Annotated in this window: 18 protein-coding genes; 9 read left to right on the forward strand and 9 right to left on the reverse strand. The window is 72.6% G+C overall.

Translation table 11 applies throughout. The features are described 5' to 3' along the window. Nucleotides 1-7 precede the first annotated feature (7 nt). Entirely contained in the window at nt 8-1,846 is a 1,839-nt protein-coding gene (locus WFI16_RS22530; RefSeq protein WP_419900099.1) for a transglycosylase domain-containing protein, read from the forward strand. Next, nucleotides 1,843-2,400, forward strand: coding sequence for a hypothetical protein (locus WFI16_RS22535; RefSeq protein WP_419900100.1), 558 nt, complete (start codon nt 1,843-1,845; stop codon nt 2,398-2,400). The genes WFI16_RS22530 and WFI16_RS22535 overlap by 4 nt, the downstream gene beginning before the upstream one ends. On the opposite strand, the gene WFI16_RS22540 is transcribed toward WFI16_RS22535, so the two are convergent. The 7 genes from WFI16_RS22540 to WFI16_RS22570 form a co-directional block, all read right to left on the reverse strand. Next, complete coding sequence (locus WFI16_RS22540) at nt 2,387-3,139, reverse strand: alpha/beta hydrolase (RefSeq protein WP_419900101.1); 753 nt, start codon at nt 3,137-3,139, stop codon at nt 2,387-2,389. The two genes, WFI16_RS22535 and WFI16_RS22540, sit on opposite strands and share 14 nt — an antisense overlap. A gap of 149 nt (nt 3,140-3,288) precedes the next feature. Then, a complete protein-coding gene (locus WFI16_RS22545; RefSeq protein ID WP_419900102.1) occupies nt 3,289-3,990 on the reverse strand; it encodes an ABC transporter ATP-binding protein in 702 nt (233 codons plus the stop codon). Nucleotides 3,991-4,279: 289 nt separating this feature from the next. Further along, nucleotides 4,280-5,242, reverse strand: coding sequence for a glycosyltransferase family 2 protein (locus WFI16_RS22550; RefSeq protein WP_419900103.1), 963 nt, complete (start codon nt 5,240-5,242; stop codon nt 4,280-4,282). A 15-nt stretch (nt 5,243-5,257) separates the two neighbouring features. Continuing rightward, nucleotides 5,258-6,517: an oligosaccharide flippase family protein gene (locus WFI16_RS22555; protein WP_419900104.1), complete on the reverse strand. Its 1,260-nt coding sequence runs from the start codon at nt 6,515-6,517 to the stop codon at nt 5,258-5,260. Between the two features lie 3 nt (nt 6,518-6,520). Further along, the gene (locus WFI16_RS22560; RefSeq protein ID WP_419900105.1) at nt 6,521-7,549 is read right to left on the reverse strand and encodes a glycosyltransferase; all 1,029 of its coding nucleotides are present in this window, start codon (nt 7,547-7,549) and stop codon (nt 6,521-6,523) included. Between the two features lie 37 nt (nt 7,550-7,586). Continuing rightward, nucleotides 7,587-7,790, reverse strand: a complete 204-nt coding sequence (locus WFI16_RS22565; RefSeq protein WP_419900106.1) for a hypothetical protein — start codon at nt 7,788-7,790, stop codon at nt 7,587-7,589. 94 nt (nt 7,791-7,884) lie between these two features. Next, nucleotides 7,885-8,634: a WecB/TagA/CpsF family glycosyltransferase gene (locus tag WFI16_RS22570; protein ID WP_419900107.1), complete on the reverse strand. Its 750-nt coding sequence runs from the start codon at nt 8,632-8,634 to the stop codon at nt 7,885-7,887. A gap of 247 nt (nt 8,635-8,881) precedes the next feature. Here WFI16_RS22570 and WFI16_RS22575 point away from each other — a divergent pair, with 247 nt between their 5' ends. The 5 genes from WFI16_RS22575 to WFI16_RS22595 all read left to right on the forward strand — a co-directional run bounded on the left by WFI16_RS22575 (nt 8,882) and on the right by WFI16_RS22595 (nt 16,126). After that, nucleotides 8,882-11,035: a hypothetical protein gene (locus WFI16_RS22575; RefSeq protein ID WP_419900108.1), complete on the forward strand. Its 2,154-nt coding sequence runs from the start codon at nt 8,882-8,884 to the stop codon at nt 11,033-11,035. A 14-nt stretch (nt 11,036-11,049) separates the two neighbouring features. After that, nucleotides 11,050-11,769: a polysaccharide biosynthesis/export family protein gene (locus WFI16_RS22580; protein WP_419900109.1), complete on the forward strand. Its 720-nt coding sequence runs from the start codon at nt 11,050-11,052 to the stop codon at nt 11,767-11,769. Nucleotides 11,770-11,994: 225 nt separating this feature from the next. Then, complete coding sequence (locus tag WFI16_RS22585; protein ID WP_419900110.1) at nt 11,995-13,476, forward strand: exopolysaccharide biosynthesis polyprenyl glycosylphosphotransferase; 1,482 nt, start codon at nt 11,995-11,997, stop codon at nt 13,474-13,476. Between the two features lie 23 nt (nt 13,477-13,499). Beyond that, nucleotides 13,500-14,930 carry an O-antigen ligase family protein gene (locus WFI16_RS22590; RefSeq protein ID WP_419900111.1) on the forward strand — a complete coding sequence of 477 codons (1,431 nt, stop codon included), beginning with the start codon at nt 13,500-13,502 and terminating at the stop codon, nt 14,928-14,930. Between the two features lie 185 nt (nt 14,931-15,115). Beyond that, a complete protein-coding gene (locus WFI16_RS22595) occupies nt 15,116-16,126 on the forward strand; it encodes a D-cysteine desulfhydrase family protein (protein ID WP_419900112.1) in 1,011 nt (336 codons plus the stop codon). Between the two features lie 3 nt (nt 16,127-16,129). On the opposite strand, the gene WFI16_RS22600 is transcribed toward WFI16_RS22595, so the two are convergent. Together WFI16_RS22600 and WFI16_RS22605 are read right to left on the reverse strand one after the other, a co-directional pair. Next, entirely contained in the window at nt 16,130-16,588 is a 459-nt protein-coding gene (locus tag WFI16_RS22600) for a CreA family protein (RefSeq protein WP_419900113.1), read from the reverse strand. A 61-nt stretch (nt 16,589-16,649) separates the two neighbouring features. Continuing rightward, nucleotides 16,650-17,060 (reverse strand): DUF2934 domain-containing protein, encoded by a 411-nt coding sequence (locus WFI16_RS22605; RefSeq protein WP_419900114.1) that lies wholly within the window; start codon nt 17,058-17,060, stop codon nt 16,650-16,652. A 331-nt stretch (nt 17,061-17,391) separates the two neighbouring features. Here WFI16_RS22605 and WFI16_RS22610 point away from each other — a divergent pair, with 331 nt between their 5' ends. Both WFI16_RS22610 and WFI16_RS22615 read left to right on the forward strand, forming a co-directional pair. Beyond that, nucleotides 17,392-18,741, forward strand: coding sequence for a globin-coupled sensor protein (locus WFI16_RS22610; RefSeq protein WP_419900115.1), 1,350 nt, complete (start codon nt 17,392-17,394; stop codon nt 18,739-18,741). Between the two features lie 154 nt (nt 18,742-18,895). Next, entirely contained in the window at nt 18,896-19,192 is a 297-nt protein-coding gene (locus WFI16_RS22615) for a glycosyl transferase family 39 (protein ID WP_419900116.1), read from the forward strand. Nucleotides 19,193-19,230: the final 38 nt, after the last annotated feature.

Genomic DNA, 19,230 nt, shown 5'->3' on the forward strand with positions numbered 1-19,230 from the left:
CGCTGACATGGCTCGCTCTTCCGCGCGCGGCGCCAGGGGCCCCGCGCTGGCGGCGCCGCTGCCGGCCGCCCCTGCCCCCACGGCTTCGCCGCGCCGCCGGCGCAGCCTGCTGGGCTGGCTGCTGCGCACCACACTGCTGCTGGCGATCTGGGGCGGGCTGGCGCTCGGCGCCGCGCTGATCTTCTTCACCTGGGACCTGCCGCGGCCCGAGGCGGCGCTGGCGACGACGCGGCGGCCTTCGGTGACGCTGGAGGCCAGCGACGGGCGGCTGCTGGCGACCTCGGGCGACCTCTATGGCGAGGCGGTGCGGCTGACCGAGCTGCCGGCCTATCTGCCCGGCGCCCTGCTGGCCGTCGAGGACCGCCGCTTCCGCAGCCATTTCGGCATCGACCTCATCGGCCTGGCCCGCGCGGCCGTCGCGAACTACCGCGCCGGACGGGTGGTCCAGGGCGGCTCGACACTCACCCAGCAATTGGCCAAGAATCTGTTCCTGACGCCGGAGCGGAACCTGCGCCGCAAGGTGCAGGAGGCGCTGCTGGCGCTCTGGCTGGAGCAGCGCTTCACCAAGGACCAACTGCTCGAGATCTATCTGAACCGGGTCTATCTCGGCGGCGGGGCCTATGGCGTGGATGCGGCGGCGCGGCTGTATTTCGGGGTGCCCGCGGCGCGGGTGACGCTGTGGCAGGCGGCGATCCTGGCCGGCCTGCCCAAGGCGCCGTCGCGCTACAACCCGCGCGTCGCCCCGGACGCCGCCATCCATCGCGGCGCCGATGTGCTGGCCGCCATGGCCGATGCCGGGCTGATCACCGAGGCCCGCGCCACCGCCGAGGCCGAGCGCATGACCCTGCCGCGCCGCCCCAGCGGCGATGCCGGCTGGTTCGCCGACTGGGCGCAGGACGACCTGGCCGAGGCCTATCCGGGCAGCGGCGACCTGCGGCTGCGCACCACGCTGGACCTGAAGCTGCAGGCGGCGGTCGAGGCGCGGATGGAGGCGCTGCTGGCCGGTGCCGGCCCCGGCGCCCATGTCGGCCAGGGCGCCGTGGTGGTGATGGACGCGGCGGATGGCGCGGTGCGCGCCATGGTCGGCGGCCGCGCCTACCGTGCCAGCCCGTTCAACCGGGCAACCACGGCGCGGCGGCAGCCGGGTTCGGCCTTCAAGCCCTTCGTCTATCTGGCCGCGCTCGAGCGCGGCATGACGCCGGACGACACCGTCTCCGACGCGCCGCTGACGCTCGGGCGCTGGTCGCCGGGCAATGGCCACTGGGCCTCGCGCGGCGAGATCACGCTGGAGACGGCCCTCGCCCAGAGCGTCAACACCGCCGCCGTCCGGCTGCTGCAGCGCGCGGGCGGCGCCAAGGCGGCGGCCGCCGTCGCACAGCGCCTGGGCGTGCAGGGGCGCTTCGCCGACAATGCCTCGCTGGCGCTGGGCACGGCGGAGGTGACGCTGATCGACATGACCGCCGCCTATGCCGCCTTCGGCAATGGCGGCTTCCGCGTCACCCCCTATGGCGTGGCGCGGGCCGAATCGGCCGAGCGGCTGCTGGCGGCGCCGCGCACCGCGCCGCAGCGCGTCATCGCCCCCGAGGCGGCGTCCGCCATGCGCCGCATGCTGGCCGCGGTGGTACGCGGCGGCACCGGGCGCGCGGCGGCGGTGCCCGGGCGCAGCGTCGCCGGCAAGACCGGCACGACGCAGGATTCCCGCGACGCCTGGTTCATCGGCCTGGCCGAGCCCCTGGTGATCGGCATCTGGCTGGGCAATGACGATGGCAGCCCGATGGAGAATGTGAGCGGCGGCACCCTGCCGGCGCGGCTGTTCCACGACATCCTGGAGGAAATCCGCCCATGACCGACGCGCCTGCCCCCGCCCCTGCCCCCCCGGCCGGAGACCGCATGGCCGGGCTGGCCCGCCCGATGCAGCACGCGCTGAACAACCTGTTCATGGTGCTGCACGCCAATCTGGATTCGGTGCTGTCGGCCATGCCGGAAGGCGACAAGGCGACGATCCGGCTGCAGCGCGCCAGCACCGGCGCCCGCGACATGGAGCTGCTGCTGCGCGCCTATTTCCGCCTGGGCCGGCCGCAGGACCGGAACCCGGTGGATTCAGGAAAATTCGTCGAGGCGGTGCGGCCGGTCCTCGCCCAGGCGGTGGGCAAGCTGCTGCCGCTGGAGGTGCGCTCGACCACCGTCATCACCCCGCCGCGGCCGGAGGTCGACCTGGCGCTGCTCGACTTGGCCCTCGGCGCCAAGGCGCTGCCGCCGACCACCAAGCCGATGCTGGCGCTGGAAGGCGCCGTGCTGATCGCCAACTGGGCCGCGCCGGAGGCGGCGGTGGCCAGCCTCGGCGCGCTGGGGCTGACGGTGGAGAGCGGCGAGGCGGAGACCCGCGTCACCCTGGGCTGAGGCCGGCCATCGTCAGCAGCGCCGCCGAGAGCGGCGTCGGCGCGCCGAGCTCCAGCAGCAGCCGCACCGGGTCGCTGCCCGGCGGCGGCGCCAGCGTGGTCAGGGCGCAGCCGGCCAGCGCGGCACGCGCGGCATAATCGTGCATCTGCCGGCGATGCGCCGCGTCGCAGGCTTCGGAACTGACCACCAGCAGCCGCAGCGAGGCCGGCGGCGGTGGCAGCTGCAGCGGCGATGGCTGCGGCGGCAGGCCCTGCGGCGCCAGCTCGGCGGCCAGCAGCACGGCGCCGGCCAGCGGCGCGGGCGGCAGGCCGAAGGCGGCGGGCCAGCCGCCGGCGGCCAGCAGCGCGGCGATCAGCCCGCCCCGCCCGGCGCCGAGCACGAAGAGGCGGGAGGGATCGCCGCCCAGGCTGGCCGCCTGGCCGTGCAGCCAGGCCAGGCCCAGCCGCGCATCATGCAGCGCATGGCCGAGCCCGCTGCCGCCCGCCGGCCGGTGCTGCAGCGCGGCCAGCGCAAAACCGCGGGCGGTGAGATAGGGGGCGAGGCAGGCGAAGTCCTCGGCGCGCAGCCAGCCCCAGGCATCGCCGGGCACCGCCAGCAGCAGCGGCGCGCCATCGGCGGCGGGGCTGGCCGGTGGCAGGAAGGTCAGCCGCTGCGCCGGGCCCGGGCCATAGGCCAGGCCTGCCCGGTGCGGCAGCACCGCCAGCGCCTCGACCGCCCTCGCCCTGATCCGTGCGTCCATGGCTTTCTTGTCCCGGAAGCAGAACGGCCGGGACAGCCTGGCGTTGCGAGAGCAGATCCCGATCTGGTCGAAGCACCAGATCGGGTGAAGATGCTCGCAAAAACAAAAGCTAGAGTGGTTGACGCGAGCCCTGGCGAACGGAAACCGCTCTAGAGGCCGATCAGCCCGCGGACATGCCCGGCATGGCGCGCCAGCTCCGCGCCGGTGCCGGTCCAGACGGTGCGGCCCTTTTGCAGCACGTGGTGGCGGTCGGCCAGGCGCCCGAGCGCGGCCAGGTTCTTGTCGATCACCAGGATCGACTGGCCCTGCCGCTTCAGCATGGCGAGCGTCGCCCAGATCTCGGCGCGGATGACCGGGGCCAGCCCCTCGGTCGCCTCGTCCAGGATCAGCAGATGCGGGTTGGTCATCAGGGCGCGGCCGATGGCCAGCATCTGCTGCTCGCCGCCCGAGAGGGTGCGGGCGGATTGCGCGGCGCGCTCCTTCAGCCGCGGGAACAGCGCGTAGATTTTTTCCAGCGTCCAGGGCCGGTCCAGCCCGCTGCGGTTGGCGGCGGTGGCGACGAGGTTCTCCCGCACGGAGAGCGTCGGAAACACCTGGCGGCCCTCAGGCACCAGGCCGATCCCGCGGCGGGCGATGGCCTCGGGCGGCAGGCCGGCGATCGGCTGGCCGCGGAAGGACAGGTCGCCGGCATCGGGCGGCGTCAGGCCCATGATGGCCTTCACCGTGGTGGTCTTGCCCATGCCGTTGCGGCCGAGCAGGGTGGCCACCTCACCTTCGCGCAAGGACAGCGCGACGTCGAAAAGCACCTGGCTCTGGCCGTATCCGGCCTGCAATCCCGCCACCTGCAGCATGTCTGTCCCCGTTGCCGGGGGGCATTGTCAGCGGCGGCGAGGCCCGAGGCAATCGAGGGTCAGCGGGTGCCGCGCATGTAGCGCTTCTCGGGGCGGTAGCTCTGGGTCAGCCAGGCCAGGATCGACTTCAGGGTCTGCTTGGACATGGATCTCGCCTTTTCGGTTCGCCTTGATCCCTCCAAGGATCACGGCTTCGTGATGAAGGCGTTTTGGACCCAAATTCGCTAACAGCTGGTGAAGGAGGCTCGCGGATGCGTGAGCCTCCAGTGTTTTTTTGGGGCGGGAATTGTCAGCCCTTCAGGATGGTGCCGTAGGTCAGCGCCTGCCGCAGCTTGGCCAGCTGCAGCCGGAGCGCGGGCGGCAGGGCGGTCCAGAGCGCCAGCTTCAGCAGCAGCCATTTCGGCAGGGCCCAGCCGGAGACGGGCGCCAGCGCCTTGATCAGCGGGAAGATGCGGTGGCGCCGCACCGCCTCGGGGTGCAGCCGGTAGAGGCGGCGGTAGTTCTCCACCGAGCGGTCCAGCCGGCCGAGCCAGCCGGCATCGCTGTGGTACTCCATGTGGGTGACGCTGTTGTCGATATGACGCATCGGCGCCACCCGGCCGATGCGCAGCGCCCATTCGGTGTCTTCCCAGCCCCAGCCGCGGAAGCTCTCGTCGAAGGGGGTGGCGAGGAACAATTCCCGGCCGACCTGGAAATTGGCCGAGAGGAAATTGCCTTCCGGGTCCCTGTTCCGCTCGGCGGCCGGAATCCATTCCCGCTTCTGGCTGTGGGTGTGGAACAGCAGGGAATCGCGGGGCGGCGGGTCCAGGCGCTGCCCGGTGCGGCCGCCGCAGACCACCGCCTGCGGGTCGGCCGCCGCCGCCAGCGCGCGGGCGACGAAGCCGGGGGCGTCGGGCAGCCCGTCGGCATCGAGGAACAGCACCACCTCGCCGCGGGCAAGGCGGGCCAGGGTGTTGCGCGCCTCGGCCCGGCCGAGATTGCGCGGGCTGGGCGCCAGGCCCGCGGCCAGGTCGCGCGCGGTCGCCAGGTTCAGCACGGCTTCCTGGCCGGTCAGATTCGGATTGCCGTCGATCAGCACCAGCAGCTCGACCGCGGCGGGGTCGGGCAGCGCCGCCATGTCGTCCAGCAGCTCGGTCGCCAGAGGCCGGATGTCGCGGTCATAGGTCGGCACCAGGATGGAGAGGCGCGGTGCCGGCCCGCTGCGGAAGGCCGGGGTGGTGTAGAGCGGCGGCAGGTCGGCTTCGGTGCTCATAACTGGAAAAAATCCTCAGCGGCGGCGCAGGACCAGCGCCCAGACCAGGGCCGCGGTGGCGATGGTGACCAGCAGGCGGGCGATGGCGGCGCCCTCGATGCCGGCGATCGGCAGGGCCAGCCAGACCAGGCCGAAGGTGGCGGCCAGCGAGACGCCGACCATGGCCAGCCGCTCGGTCTGGCGGCCAATGGCGCTGAGCACGTCGGCGCCGACGATGTAGATGGCGAAGGCCGCCGGCAGCAGGCAGATCAGCCGCAGCAGCGCCGGCAGTTCCTCGTAGGCGCCGCCGAAGATGAAGGGCAGCAGGCCAGAGCCGACCAGCACGCCCAGCGCCGCGACGAAGCCGATGCCGGCACCGACCGGCAGCAGCTTCACGCCATAGGCGATGGCGGCGCGGCGGTCCTCGGCGGCCAGGCGGAACAGCCGGCCGTAGAGGGCATAGCCCAGCGCGCGGATCGGCAGGTAGGAGATGCCGATGATGCGGAAGGCCGCGGCATAGAGCCCGGCCTGGGTGGCGCCGGCGAATTCGAGGACGATCGGCTTGTCGAGGTCGCCGACCGAGGCCTGCAGCGCGGCCTCCGCCCCGAAGGCGGCGCCGTCCTTCAGCTGGCCCGGGATCCAGACGAAGCGTGGCCAGCCATGGTCGCGGATCACCAGGCCGAGGCAGGCGATGGCGCCGGCCAGCGAGGCGCCGGCATACCAGGCGGTCCAGGCCGCCATCGACAGCGTGCCCGGCAGCAGCCCGGCGATGGCGATGGCCAGCAGCCGCGCCGAGCCGGTCATCACCGTCATGCTGGACTGCCGCGCCGCCTGGCCGGTGGCGACATAGACGGCGGCGCAGAGGGTGGCGACGCGGCCCAGCAGCAGGTCGGCGACCAGCACGGCGACGAGGGGGAGAAAACCGATGCGGCCGATCTCGAGGAAGGGCAGCGCGGCTTCCAGCAGCAGCAGCAGCGGCAGGCCGGTCAGCAGGATCAGCAGCAGGCTGAAGCCGAGCCAGCGCGGCAGGGCATCGCGCTCGGCGGCGACGCCACGGATCAGCAGCTGATCGGCCCCCAGCCCGACGAAGGCCGCCACCGACACCGTCACCGCGGTCAGGCTGGCGAAGAGCCCGTAGCCGTCAGGGCCGAGGAAGCGCAGCGCCAGGATCAGCCAGCCGATCTGGGTCAGCAGCTGCAGGCCGAAGCCGCTGAACAGGATGCCGATGTCGAAGGCCAGCGCCTTCTCCGGCAGCATGGCGAGGAGCGGCGCGAGGCGCGCGCGGAGGCCGGCCATGCCTCAGGCCCCGAGCTTCGACTGCAGCCGGTCGCAGAGCTGCGCCATGGTCGCCGCCGCCGCCTCATGCGTCAGGTGGTCCAGCGCGTATTGCCGGGCGTTGGCGCCGAGGCGGGTTCGTGTCTCCGCATCATCCCACAGGGCAAGAATGGCGGCGCGCAGGGCGGCGGGGTCGGCGGGCGGCACCAGCACGCCGTTCTCGCCATCGACGACGTAGTCGGCCGAGCCGATCGAGCGGGTAGTGATGACGGGGCGGGCGAACATCATCGCCTCGATGAAGGTGACCTGGCCGGAGGCCGACCAGACATTGGCCACCGGCACCAGGCTCAGCCGCGCCCGCTGCGCCAGCACATGGCATTCTTCCAGGGTCAGCCCGGCGCGCACTTCCACATTGGACGGAAGGTCGAGCCCCTCGACAGCATGGGCGCCGGCCACCACCAGCAGCGGAATGTCGAGCCCGCGCACCGCCTCGAACAGGCTGGCATAGTCGCGGTTGGCGCTACCCATCGCCAGCAGGAAGGGTTTTTCGGCGTCCTCCTCGACCGTCGGATGCAGGACATTGACGCTGAAGGGGACGAAGGTGAAGCGGTCCTCGGGCAGGCCGAAGCTCTTCGCATAGGTCGCGATCTCCTGGCGCGAATGCACCACGATGCAGTCGACCGCCTGCAGGCCGAGGCGGGCCAGCCGCATCTTCAGCCCGCCATGGTCCTGGCCCATGTTGAAGCTCCAGGCCAGCACCGGCAGGCGCCGCATCCCCAGCAGCCGCTTCAGCAGCCCGGTCGCCGTCGCCAGCTGCGGGAAGACGGTCAGCGCGCCGACCTGCGGATCGCCCGACAGCCGCGCCGCGCGGAGGCCGCGGAAGGCATGGCGGAAATAGTCCAGCCACTGCCCGGCGGAAGACGCCTTGCGCGAGCGGTCGTGGTCGTAGGGCGCGTGCAGGTCGAAGAAGCGGTGCCGCGCGGCCGGGACGAAGCGGGTGATCCAGTGGTGGTCATAGCCACCCTGGGAGGAACCCATCAGAATCCACTGCATGCCGCGTCTCCGGTCGGCGGGGTGAGAAACGGCAGAGTCAAGGCAGGGCCGCTGACCAGGGGGTCTGGAGCGGCAGGCTCCACCGGACCGGCTTGCCGGCGACATCGGCCGACTGGCTGGCGGCGACGCCGGTGTTGCGCGCCAGCGAGACATTCGGCCCGGGCGTCGAGGTGGAGCGCAGCGGCCCGGGCCGGTTGTCGGTGCGGATGACGAGGGTGACGCTCAGCGGGGCGGGGGGCATGCGGGCCTGATGGAAGCGGGAGACGGAAGCGCGGATGGCCTCCCTGCATGCCGGCGCGGCGCGGTGCAGGGAAGAGAATTCTTTACCCCCCGGGTTACTGCCGCTTCACCCGGCGCATGGTCCAGAGCAGCCGCGGCGCCTCCAGCAGGTAGCGGCGCCACAGCCGGCGCGGCTCGCTGCCCAGGCGGTGCAGCCATTCGAGGTTCATCCGCTGCATCCAGGCCGGGGCGCGCCGCTTCTCGCCGGTGACGAATTCCAGCGCGGCGCCGAGGCAGAGGCCGATGCCGGTGGCGCGGCCCGAGGCGGCGATCGCCGCCGCCAGCTCCTCCTGCCGCGGGGAACCCACGCAGAGGAAGACGTAGGCCGCCGGATGGGCGGCGACGACATCGACGCAGCGGGCGACCTCGGCCGGGTCGTGGATGAAGCCCATCGGCGGGTTGTGATGCACCAGCTGCCGCAGGCCGAAGCGGGCGCGCAGATCGGCCGCGACCGCCGGCGTGCCGCCGATCAGCGTGACCGGGGTCTCCGGGTGGATGGCACGCGCGAAGAGCTGCACTGCCAGGTCCGAGCCGGCGGCGAGCTTGAGGCGGATGCCGCGCCGCGCTGCCAGCGCCCGCAGCACCCGGCTGTCGCAGACCGAGAGCCAGGCGGCGTCGTAGATCCGCTTCAGCGCGGGCCCGCTGCGCTCCAGCCGCAGGAAATGGTCGGCATTCGGCGTGACGACATAGGCGAAGGGGGCGGCCGGGTCGCGCGCCTGCAGCAGCGCCAGCACCGCCTCCAGGTCGAGGTCGTCGAAGCGGGTGGAGAGCAGCCGCTGGCTGGCAGGGGCGGGGTCGGCAGGCATGCGGTCGGGCGTCCCAGGGGCGGCGATGACAAAGCCGGAGAGATGTTGCCAATGGGCTACCACTTCAGCCGGCCTTCATCCTAAAATGCAAATGTCGTGCAAAAGGCACGGCCGGCAGAGCGGGAGCTTGCGTGGACGCCGCCTTTCCATCCGCCTTCCTTCCGGGAAAGCCCGAAGCCGTACCGATGCCGCCCGCCCTTCCCGCCTCGCCCGCCCTGCCTGCCCGCCCGATGCAGGGATGCCCGGCTTGACCGCAGCCGCCCCGCCGGCGGCGCTGCCGCCGCCTCCGCGCGAGGCGCCGGGCGGGCTGGTCGCCACCAGTGCCGATCCCTATGGCGCGCCGCCGGTCGGCGGCTTCCACCTGTCCGACGTGCTGATCACCCTGCGGCTGCGCTGGCTGCCGCTGCTGGCGGCCTTCCTGGTGCCGGCGGCGCTGGGCATCGGCGCCGGCGTGCTGGCCGGCAGCCGCTACGTCGCCGAAAGCGTGCTGCTGGTCCAGGTCAGCCGCGAGAGCACCGGCGCCCCCGACCTGACCGGCTTCGGCCAGTCCGTCGTCTCGATCGAGATCCTGAAGGTCTCCCGCTCGGAGATGGAGATCCTGCGCTCGGCCGAGGTGCTGCGCGCCGCGCTGCGCGCCGCCGGGCCGGAGCGGCTGTTCCCCGGCATCCCCCAGGCCGGCGGCGCCAACCTCGAGCGCGCGGTCGAGGCGCTGGGCCGCGCCCTGAAGACCGAGCCGGACACCACCAGCAACATCCTGCGCGTCAGCCTGACCCTGCCCTCGCGCGAGGCGGCGCTGCGCGGGCTGACCGCCATCCTCGACGCCTATATGGCGCGCCGCGCCGTCATCTTCACCGATGAGAGCGCCCGCCTGCTGATGACCGAGGTGGAGCGCTACGGCAGCCGCATCCGCGGCATCGAGGAGCAGATCCGCCAGGTGCGCACGCAATACGGCGTGCTCGACATCGCCCAGGAGATCGCGCTGACCTCGACCCGGCGCGACGACCTGCTGCAGCGCGAGAACCGGGTGCGCGAGCAGCAGGCGATGACCCAGGCGCAGCTGGCGGCGGCCGAGCAGGCGCTGGCCGCGCAGCCGAGCCGCGTCTACGCCTCCTCCGAGGCCACCAACCTGGTGCCCAATGACGAGAGCCGCAACACGCTGACCCGGCTGCTGCAGGACCGCCAGCACATGGCGGCGCAATACGCCCCCGACTATCCCGGGCTGCGCGACCTGGACCAGCGCATCGCCTCGCTGCGCACGGCGATGCGGGACAGCGCCCGCAACACCTATTCGACCACGCGCGAGGTGCGGAACCCGAATCTCGAGCTGCTGAGCGCGCGGGTGGTGACGCTGAAGCTCGAGCAGGAATCGCTGGAGCGGCAGCTGGCCGAGCTCGGCCGCCAGCGCCAGGAGGCGGAGGCGCGCGGCGAGGCGCTGCTCGGCGCCGACCGCCAGCTGCGCGACCTGACGCGCGAGCGCGACGGGCTGGAGGCGATCTCCCGCCAGCTGACCGCGCGCGAGGCCGGCAGCCGCATCGACGAGGAGGCGCGCCGCGCCAGCCGCCCCGGCATCCAGGTGGTGCAGCCGCCCTCAGCCCCGCTGGAGGGGCGCAGCCTGCGGCTGGTGCTGATGGCCGCCGGCATCGCCCTGGGCCTCGCCGCCGCCGGCGGGCTCGGCCTGCTGCTGGCGCTGACCCGCCGCGTCTATGCGACGCCGGAGGAGGCCGAGCGGGGCCTGCGGCTGCCGGCGCTGGCTTCGCTGGGCAACCTGGCGCCATCGCTGAAGGATCTGCGCCCGGTCTCCGGGATCGAGGACCTGGCCTCGCTGATCTGCGACACCCGCATCAACGGCCGCCGGCCGCAGCTGGTGCAGCTGGTCGCCACCGGCCCGCAGGATGGCCGCGACGAGCTCGGCCGCGCCCTGGCGCTGGCCCTGGCGCGGCGCAGCCCGGCCGCCGACATCGCGCTGATCGACCTGCAGAGCGACGGGCGCGGCCATCTCTCGGCGCTCGGCTCGCAGCCGCTGGATGTCGAGCGCATTCCCGGCCACCTGATGGTCTTCTCGACGGTGGTGGAGAATCTCTGGGTCTCGCACCAGGCGATGCAGTCCGACCTGTCCAACCCCCGCGCCACGCGGGAGGAGACGGAGACCCTGCTCGGCCGGCTGCGCGAGGCCTTCGCCCTGGTCGTCGTCATCGGCCCCGACCGCGCCGACAACTACGCCATGCGCCGGCTGGCGGCGATGGTCGATGCCAATCTCCTGGTGGTGCGCGGCGAGCGCACCCGCGGCGACCGCGCGCGGGCCGTGCGCGACGGGGTGCTGGCCGCGGGCGGGGCGCTGCTCGGCTTCGCCTATACCGGCTACCGCCGCATCCTGCCGGCCTTCGTCACCCGCTTCCTGTAGGACACCACTCCGCCATGCGCCTGCCCCGCCGCCCCGCCCTTCTGCTGCTGCCCGGCCTGCTGCTGGCCGCCTGCACCGGGCAGACGCTGGACCCGGTGGAGAGCCAGCCGCAGGGCTTCGCCCCCTGGACCGAGGCGACGCCGGAATACCGCATCGCCCCCGGCGACCGGCTGCGCGTGCAGTTCCTGATGACGCCGGAGATGAACGAGACGGCGCTGGTCGCCCCCGACGGCCAGGTGGCGCTGCGCGCCGCCGGCCGGGTGAATGTCGCCGGCCAGGCGATCGCCACCGCCGAGGCCGCCATCACCGAGGCCAGCCGCCGCGTGCTGACCCAGCCGATCGTCACCATCGGGCTGGAGGAGGCCGGCGGCTCCACCGTGCTGGTCGGCGGCGCGGTGCGCACCGCCGGCGCCTATCCGCTGCCCGGCCGCCGCGGCGTGCTGGAGGCGGTGCTGCAGGCCGGCGGCTTCGACACCGACGCGCGGATGAACCAGGTGGTGCTGATCCGCCGCGGCCCGGCCGACCGGCCGATGCTGCGCACCGTCGACCTGCAGAGCTTCGTCGAGGGGCGCGGCGTCTCGCAGGACGTGCCGCTTTACCCGGGCGATATCGTTTTCGTGCCGCGCAGCCGGATCGGCGAGGTCAATCTGTGGATCGACCAGTACGTCAACCGTTTGATACCGTTCAGCCGTTCCTTCAGCTATTCGATCAACCGCGGCGGAACCGTCTATTGAAAATTACCCCCTAACTTGTATGAGGCGAAACCGGTTTCGGCCTGAGCGCGGCCGTCTTCCGATGGCTCCGGCCCGGGGGACACCCGGCCCGCGGCGGCAGAAGCGCTCCGCAAGCCCCGCCGGGCGGGGAGAACCCCATCCCGGCGGCCCCATCCCGCGACAGACGGTCTGTCGTGCCGGAAAACCGGCGGGCCAAGCCTGCCCCAGCGCCTGGTGCCAAGCCCCGTGACGCCTCCCCCCGATCCCGGTTCTTCCCGCAGCAGCCTCGGCGCCATCGGCGAGTCGCTCTCGCTCGTGCGCTGGACGCATGGGCTGATCAACCGCCTGGTGAAGGGCAGCGACGTGCTGCTGCTGCTGCTGGCGGTGCTGGCCACCGCGCCGGCCTCGCCGCTGGCCTGGCAGCAGTCGACCGTCATCGTGGCGGCGCAGATCTGGGCCTATCTCTCGGTGATGACGCGGATCTCCGCCTACCGGGTGGAGCATTACAGCGGCTTCTGGGGCCAGCTCGGCCATGTGATGACCGGCCTGGCCGTCGCCTGGCTGGTCGGGCTGGTGGCGCTGCAGGCCTGCCTGCCCGGCACCCTGCCGCTGACCGAGGAATGGTTCCTGCAATGGCACGGGCTGCAGCTGCTGCTGCTGGTGGCCGGCCGCCAGTTGCAGCGGCTGATGGTCTATATCGTCGACCGCCGCCGGCTGCTGCTGCGCAAGGTGGTCGTCATCGGGGCGAACGCCACCGGCGCCCAGGTGCTGGCCGAGCTGCGCAGCCCGGACAAGGCCGCCACCTACGAGGTGATCGGCCTCTTCGCCGATGCCTCCGACCTGCACCAGGGCGCGGCGCCGGCCGAGATCGCCGGCCTGCCGGTGCGCGGCGGGCTGGAGGCGCTCTCTGCCTTCGCCCAGGACCATACCATCGACCTGATCGTCCTGGCCCTGCCCTGGAACCGCGCCCAGGCGCTGTTCGAGCTGATGCACCGGGTCGAATGGATCGCCGCCGATGTGGTGATCCCCTTCGACCCCGAGGCGGTGCCGCCGAACTATGCCGGCATTTCCTCGATCGGCCGGCTGCGCGGGCTGCAGGTCATGGTGCGCCCCTTCAAGGGCACCCAGGGCGTGGTCAAGGTGATCGAGGATTATGTGGTGGCGGGCCTCGCCCTGTTGCTGGTCAGCCCGATCATGCTGGCCGCCGCCATCGCCATCCGCCTCGACAGCCCCGGCCCCATCCTGTTCAAGCAGTGGCGCCCGGGCATGGGGCAGAAGCCCTTCGCCATCTACAAGTTCCGCACCATGCTGACCGACCTGAGCGACGACGGCTCGGTCGGCACCCAGAGCCGCAGCGATCCCCGCATCACCCGCGTCGGCGGCATCCTGCGCCGCCTCTCGATCGACGAGCTGCCGCAGCTGCTGAACGTGCTGCGCGGCGAGATGTCGATCGTCGGCCCCCGCCCCTATGTCGCCAACATGCTGGTCGGCGAGGAGCGCTTCTCCGAGATGGTCCGCCAATACGCGGCGCGCCACCGCATCAAGCCCGGCCTGACCGGCTGGGCGCAGGCCAATGGCATGCGCAGCTACGCCCTGCGCTCGCCGGAGAATGCCCGCAAGTCGATCGAGATGGACCTCTACTACATCACCCACTGGTCGCTCTGGCTCGACATCCGCATCATGGTGCGCACCGTGGTGGTCGGGCTGGCCGGCAAGAACGTCTTCTGACGGGCCGGGGGAACGGCGCCGCCATGCCGGGCTCCGCGCCCCCCGCCCCGCGCTGGCCGCCGGTCGTCTTCCGCCGCGCGGTGCCGCCCCCCGTCGCGGGCCGCCCCCCAGGCGTCACTGCCCCGAGCGTCACTGCCCCGAGCGTCGCGGCCGCGGCGGAGGCGTTCCGCGCCGGCCCCCTGCCCGGCGCGCCCTGGCCGCCGCTGGCCCATGCCGCGCTGATCGGCATCGGCATCTTCCTCTACGCCGGCGCCCGCATCGCGCTGAACGCCAGCGACCCCGCCGACAATCTCGGCAATGTCGACCCGCTGAACACGCTGTTCCAGCTGGTCATCCTGGCCGGCAGCCTGGTCGCCACGGCCTTCCACGGGCGGCAGACGGCGCGGCTGGCGCTGCGCGTCTGGCCCTTCCTGGTGCTGGTGGCGATGATGATGGCCTCCAGCCTGTGGTCGCAATCGCCGGCCAATTCCTTCCGACGCTCGCTCGCCTTCATCACCATGATGCTCTTCGTCACCTCCGGCGTCGCCGCCTTCGGCGTCACCCGGATGATGCGGCTGATCCTGGGCACCATCCTGTTCATCGTCGTCGCCAGCCTGGGCGAGGCCGTGCTGCGCCCGCAGATCGGCTTCGACACCGGCGATTACGCCAATGCCATCCGCGGCGTCTTCCTGCAGAAGAACGGCTTCGGCATGGCGCTGCTCGGCGGCGCCATGGCGCTCTCCTACCTGGTGCTGGAGCGCCGGCGGCTGCGCTGGACCGACGGCGTCATCCTGCTGGTGCTGCTGGTGATGCTGGTGCTGTCGCGCTCCACCACCTCGCTGCTGCTGACCATGATGACGGCGGCCGCCACCATCGCCTTCCTCTGGCTCGACCGCGGCGGCTACTGGATGGCGGCGATCTGGCTGGCGCTGGCCCTGGCCGCGGTCATCGCGCCGCTGATCTATGCCGCCATCGGCAGCGAAGGCGTCTTCGAGCTGCTGGGCAAGGATTCGTCGCTGACCGGCCGCGTCTATATCTGGGCGGGCGTCTGGCAGGCGATCGAGGACAGGCCGCTGCTGGGCTACGGCTATTCCGCCTTCTGGATCGTCGGCTCGCCCGGGGTGAACGCGATCTGGGCGGCGGTGCGGTGGGAAGTGCCCACCGCCCATAGCGGCTACCTGGAAGTGCTGCTGCAGCTCGGCTGGATCGGCGCTGTCCTGGTCACGGCCATGGCGCTCGGCACCGTCCTCTATGCCGGCATGGCCCTGTTCCGCGGCCCGCGCCGCCGCGGCATGTGGATGCTGCTGCAGCTGGTGATCCTGGTGATCCTGAACTACAGCGAAAGCGCCCTGCTGAACCCGGACCTGCAGACGGTCTTCTGGATCATGATGCTGCTGGCCCTGCAGGAACGCCCTCTCGCCCCGCGCCCGACGCCGGAATGGCGGCGGACCGGGTTCGTGGCGGTCAGGGGCTAAGCGAAGGCAAGAGAGAGCAGGCCAGGGGAAGGAATTCCCCTGGACCCCTTCTTTTTTCTGCCGGATTGCCATGTCCAGGTGGTGACGGCGGGCGAAACGGCCCGGCGGCGGCGCGTCTCTTCGCGCCCCCTTGTCATCCGCAGGCGGCAGCGCGCTACTGCCGGTTCACAGCCCGCGAGCCTCCGATGTCGCATCCGCTTCTCGCCGCCTTCCCCCGCCTTGCGCTGCTCGAGGGCCCGACGCCGATCCAGCGCCTGACCCGGCTGGAGGCGGCGCTCGGCGGGCAGGTCGAGATCCATGTGAAGCGCGACGACCTGATGGGCCTGGGCGGCGGCGGCAACAAGCTGCGCAAGCTGGAATTCCTGCTGGCCGACGCCCAGGCCATGGGCGCCGACCGCTTCATCACGGTGGGCGGGCTGCAGTCGAACCATGCGCGGCTGTCGGCGGCCGCCTGCAACCGGCTCGGGCTGCCGGTGACGCTGGTGCTGGGGCGCAACGTGCCGCGCGGCGACGCGGCCTATCAGCGCAACGGCAACATGCTGCTGGACCGCATCCTGGGCGCCGAGCTGGTGATCGCCCCCGAGGGCGTCGAGGCCATCGCCCATGCCACGGCGCTGGCCGAGCGGCTGACGGCCGCGGGGCAGAAGCCCTATCTGGTGGGCTCGGGCGGCTCCTCGCCGGTGGGCTGCCTGGGCTATGCCGATTGCGCCTTCGAGATCGCCGCGCAGGAACAGGCGCTGGGCTTCGCCTTCGATCAGCTCCTGCTGCCCTGCGGCAGCACCGGGACCCAGGCCGGGCTGACCGCCGGCTGGGCGGCGCTGGGCCGCGACCCGCGCACCATCCGCGCCTATACCGTGCTGCATCCGGTGGAGCAGGCGGTGGCGCTGGTCGCCGAGAAGACCGCCGCGACCCTGGCCCTGCTGGACCTGGCGGCGCGCTTCGACCCGGCGGCGATCGACGTCCAATTCCATGCCCGCGGCCCGGCCTATGGCATGCCGATGCCGGCCATGGTCGAGGCGCTGGAGCTGGTCGCCCGCACCGAGGGCCTGCTGCTCGACCCGGTCTACAGCGGCAAGGCCTTCGCCGGGCTGCTGGCCGATCTGCGGGCCGGGCGCTGGCGGCCGGGCAGCCGGCTGCTCTTCCTGATGACCGGCGGCGCCCCCGGCCTCTTCGCCTATGAGGGCGAGTTCGCCTGAGCCTCAGCGGTTCTCCGCCAGCGGCACCGCGGTGACGCTGTTGTAGGGCGAGCCGTCGACGATCTTCGTGCTGGTCACCAGATAGACCAGCACGTTCTTGTCGCGGTCATGGATGCGGGTCACCGTCAGCGCCTTGAACAGCGCCGAGCTGCTCTGGCGGAACACCGATTCCGTCTGCGGCAGCCCGGCCGGGGCCGAGACCGGCCCGGTGGCGCGGCAGGCGATGCTGAAGCGCGAGGGGTCCTCGGCCAGCCCGACCCAGCCCGACAGCCCGCCGGTATCGGCGCGCGACACATAGCAGGAGACATTGGCGACCCGCGGGTCGTCATAGCGCTCGACCACCACCTTGTCGTTCGGGCCGACCAGGCGGAAGGTCGTGCTGACCTCGCCGACGCGGGTCTGCGCCAGGACGGGCGCAGCCAGCAGCGAGCAGGCCAGGATGGCGGCGAGGCTTCGGATCATCGGGTCACGCTCCAGAGAGTCGGGCGGGAGGTGGCATCGCCCCGCCCCGCCCGGCAAGGCCTCAGCCCTTCTTCTTCGCAGCCGGCTTCCTGTCGGCCTTGTCCTTGGCCGCCGCCGGGGCGGCGGGCTTGCCGGCCTTGGCCGCCGGCGCTTTCTTCTCGGCCGCCGGCTTCGCCGCCCTGGCGGGGGCGGCCTCGGCGGGCTTCGGCGCCGCGGCGGCCTTCTTCTTCGGCGCCAGGTCGGTCTTCGGCCCCTTGCTCGGATCGGTCAGCGAGGGCGGGTCGCTGGCCGGGAAGCTGTCCTCCAGCTGCTCGTCGAGCTCTTGCGACTCGGCTTCCAGCTCGAGACGCGCCCGGTGCCAGTGGCCATGGTCGTCGCCATGCGGCCGGCCGGCCTTCTCCCACAGCGCATGGGCACGGTCGCGGATCGCCTCGTCGGAAGGCGGCTTCGGGGTCTTGGCGGGCTTGGCCATGGCGCAGGTCCTGTCTCGAGCATGCGGACGGAGAGGACGCCGCAGCGACGCCCCCGCCGGGTCAAGCTCGCATCTCCGCGCAGGGTTGCCCAGCACCTGCAGAAATCGCACCGCCGCCGCCCAGGCTGCAACTTCCGGCCACGCCCGCGCTTTCTGCGGCGCGTCCCCTTCAGCCCTCCGCGCCGCCGGTCCGCCATCATTGCTTTTTCTCGAATCGACGCGCCCGCAGCGACGCGGACGTTATTTTGATTCAGACATAAGCAAAGCATTAATAAAGTGCGGCGACTGCTCGGCGCTGACCCTGCCGCCCCTGGATCCAAAGGTTCCTTGCATGTCCGGTCTGCCTGACAACGCCCAGCAGAAGCGCGAGCGTGCCTTCGATCTGACCGCCGAGGCCGTCGCGCTGCTGCAGCAGCAGGCCGGCTTCGCCCGCGCCGCGCTGCCCGCCCTGCTGGAGCGGCTGCACGAGGCCTTCCGCCCCTGGCCGGAGATCCATGCCGCGCTGCAGGAGCCGGCGGTGCACGGGCCGCGCCTGGCGCATTGGACGAAGGTGATCAGCGGCGAGTTCGGCGAGGGCTACGAGGCCTCCGCCCACCGCCTGGCCGAGGCGCTCTATGCCCGCCAGGTGCCGGCCTTCGCGGTCACCATCTGCCACGCCACCGTCGCCCGCGGCGTCTGCCAGGCGCTGCGCCAGGCCGCCGGCTCGCCCGCCGGCCCCTTCGCCGGCCGCCGCCTGCGCGCCCAGGCGGCGCTGGAGAAGGCGGTCACCGACGCCGCCTGGATGGATCTCGAGTTGCTGCTGGAGACCTATGCCGCGGCCGAGCAGGCGGCGCGCCGGGCGGTGCTGGACCAGCTGGGCGCCGCCTTCGCCCGCGACGTGCAGGAGGTGACCGCCGGCGCCGCCCAGGCCACCCGCCAGCTCGAGGGCGCGGTGCAGGCCATGGCGGGCGCCGCCGACCGCTCCACCGCCGATGCCGATGGCGCCAGCCGCGCGGCGCAGCAGGCGGGGGAGAATGTCGCCACCGTCGCCGCCGCCACCGAGGAGCTCAGCGCCTCGATCGGCGAGATCTCGCGCCAGGTCGCCGAATCCGCCGGCATCGCCGACCGCGCCGTCGAGCATGCGCGGCAGACCGATGGCGTGGTGCAGGCGCTGGCCGAGGCGGCCGGCAAGATCGGCGAGGTGGTGATGCTGATCAACGGCATCGCCGGCCAGACCAACCTCCTGGCCCTCAATGCCACGATCGAGGCCGCGCGCGCCGGCGAGGCCGGCAAGGGCTTCGCCGTGGTCGCCTCCGAGGTGAAGAACCTGGCCAGCCAGACGGCGCGCGCGACCGAGGACATCCGCGCCCAGATCGGCCAGATGCAGCAGGCCACCGGCCGCGCGGTGACCTCGATCCAGGAGATCGCCGGCACGGTCGGGCAGATGGGCGCCGTCGCCCAGGCGATCGCCGCCGCGGTGGAGCAGCAGGGCAGCGCCACCCAGGAGATCGCCCGCAGCATCCAGCAGGCCGCCGAGGGCAACCGGCAGGTCGATGCGCTGATGCAGCAGATGCGCCGGTCGGCCGATGCCGGGCGCGCCGTCGCCGGCGATGTCGGCACCGCCAGCGGCGCGCTGGGCGGCGAGATGCAGCGGCTGGACCGCTCGGTCGGGCGCTTCCTGGGCGAGATCCGCGCGGCCTGACCGGCCGCCACGGCCCAGCGCCGGCCCATCACCCGCCCTGATGGCCGGCATCACCTATCAGCGTTTCCGATCCTTGGAGAAAAGTTCCATCTTCCTCCCAGAGGACGGGGCATCCCCCGCCACCCTGCGACCCGAAGAACGAGGATTTTTCTCCATGACCCGCTTCACCGCCCTGCCCGCCCTGCTGATCGCCGCCGGCCTGGCGCTGGCCCCCGGCCTCTCGCAGGCCCGCGACCTGCTGGAGAACACCAACAACGCCTCCGCCACCGGCAGTCCCTTCGCCTATGCGATGCCGGTGACGCAGAGCCGCGATGCTGCCCTGCCGCTGGTGGTCGGCAGCTCGGCGCGGCCGAGCGAGGGCCTCGCCCGCATCGCCGCCACCAGCCAGCGGCACGCGCCGCTGTCGCTCGCGGTGGGCAACAGCGCCGGGGCCAGCAGCTTTGGCGGCTGACGCCACGCCGGCCGCTCCTGCGGCCGCGCGCGCCGGTG

Origin of the sequence: Roseomonas sp. USHLN139, from assembly GCF_037145735.1 — a bacterium.
Lineage (GTDB): Bacteria > Pseudomonadota > Alphaproteobacteria > Acetobacterales > Acetobacteraceae > Pseudoroseomonas.

Bases quoted from the DNA above. Each gene is read 5' to 3' on its own strand.
- WFI16_RS22610 (WP_419900115.1), top strand. From the start codon at position 17,392: ATGTCCGGTCTGCCTGACAACGCCCAGCAGAAGCGCGAGCGTGCCTTC.
- WFI16_RS22540 (WP_419900101.1), bottom strand. From the start codon at position 3,139: ATGGACGCACGGATCAGGGCGAGGGCGGTCGAGGCGCTGGCGGTGCTG.
- WFI16_RS22595 (WP_419900112.1), top strand. From the start codon at position 15,116: ATGTCGCATCCGCTTCTCGCCGCCTTCCCCCGCCTTGCGCTGCTCGAG.
- WFI16_RS22580 (WP_419900109.1), top strand. From the start codon at position 11,050: ATGCGCCTGCCCCGCCGCCCCGCCCTTCTGCTGCTGCCCGGCCTGCTG.
- WFI16_RS22590 (WP_419900111.1), top strand. From the start codon at position 13,500: ATGCCGGGCTCCGCGCCCCCCGCCCCGCGCTGGCCGCCGGTCGTCTTC.
- WFI16_RS22530 (WP_419900099.1), top strand. From the start codon at position 8: ATGGCTCGCTCTTCCGCGCGCGGCGCCAGGGGCCCCGCGCTGGCGGCG.
- WFI16_RS22605 (WP_419900114.1), bottom strand. From the start codon at position 17,060: ATGGCCAAGCCCGCCAAGACCCCGAAGCCGCCTTCCGACGAGGCGATC.
- WFI16_RS22550 (WP_419900103.1), bottom strand. From the start codon at position 5,242: ATGAGCACCGAAGCCGACCTGCCGCCGCTCTACACCACCCCGGCCTTC.
- WFI16_RS22615 (WP_419900116.1), top strand. From the start codon at position 18,896: ATGACCCGCTTCACCGCCCTGCCCGCCCTGCTGATCGCCGCCGGCCTG.
- WFI16_RS22535 (WP_419900100.1), top strand. From the start codon at position 1,843: ATGACCGACGCGCCTGCCCCCGCCCCTGCCCCCCCGGCCGGAGACCGC.
- WFI16_RS22560 (WP_419900105.1), bottom strand. From the start codon at position 7,549: ATGCAGTGGATTCTGATGGGTTCCTCCCAGGGTGGCTATGACCACCAC.
- WFI16_RS22570 (WP_419900107.1), bottom strand. From the start codon at position 8,634: ATGCCTGCCGACCCCGCCCCTGCCAGCCAGCGGCTGCTCTCCACCCGC.
- WFI16_RS22545 (WP_419900102.1), bottom strand. From the start codon at position 3,990: ATGCTGCAGGTGGCGGGATTGCAGGCCGGATACGGCCAGAGCCAGGTG.
- WFI16_RS22555 (WP_419900104.1), bottom strand. From the start codon at position 6,517: ATGGCCGGCCTCCGCGCGCGCCTCGCGCCGCTCCTCGCCATGCTGCCG.
- WFI16_RS22600 (WP_419900113.1), bottom strand. From the start codon at position 16,588: ATGATCCGAAGCCTCGCCGCCATCCTGGCCTGCTCGCTGCTGGCTGCG.
- WFI16_RS22565 (WP_419900106.1), bottom strand. From the start codon at position 7,790: ATGCCCCCCGCCCCGCTGAGCGTCACCCTCGTCATCCGCACCGACAAC.